This window comes from Variovorax sp. E3, assembly GCF_016082275.1.
Lineage (GTDB): Bacteria > Pseudomonadota > Gammaproteobacteria > Burkholderiales > Burkholderiaceae_C > Variovorax.
In genome coordinates this window covers 1-537 of sequence record NZ_MOWM01000381.1, presented here as the reverse complement: position 1 = coordinate 537, position 537 = coordinate 1, and the positions used below count along the sequence as shown (strand labels likewise).

The 537-nt window shown below is 74.3% G+C and carries 1 protein-coding gene; it reads right to left on the bottom strand.

Annotated elements, in window-relative coordinates:
- A partial coding sequence (locus BMG07_RS40980) for a flagellar hook-length control protein FliK (RefSeq protein WP_198089240.1) occupies positions 1–537 on the bottom strand: 537 nt, incomplete at both ends.

The following is a 537-nucleotide window of genomic DNA, read 5'->3' as shown; positions in this document are numbered from 1 at the left end:
GCCGTGGCCACGCTGGCGGCGCGGCCGGTGCCCGGGTAGGCCGGGGCGCCTTGCCGCGAGGCGTTCTGCTGCTGTTGTTGCTGCTGCTGCTGGGCGAACGCGGCGTCCTGCCCGAAGGGCTGGCGGGTGTCCGCGCCGACCGAGGTCTGGCCCAGCGTGATGCCTTGCTCCGACAGCGACGTGCGCAGCTGCGGCAGCGCGGCCTCCACGGCCTTGCGCACGCTCTCGTGGGCCGACACGAACATGGCCTGCGCCTGGTTGTCGCCGATCGAGAGCGTGACCTTCAGCGGGCCGAGTCCGGCGGGGTTGAGGTTCAACTCGGCCGTGTGGTGGCCGCTGGTGCTCATGCGCGCCAGTTGCTGGCCCAGGGCCGGGGCCCACTTCTCGCTGCCGACTTCGGGCGCGATGGTGTGCACGGCCGGGCGCGTGGCCTGCGCGTCGCCGCTGCGTTCGGCCGAGGCCGTGACGGCGGCCGCTTGCTGCACGGCGAAGGGAGTGGCCGGGTTCTGCGCGTCGGCGCCATCGCCTGCGGCGGTG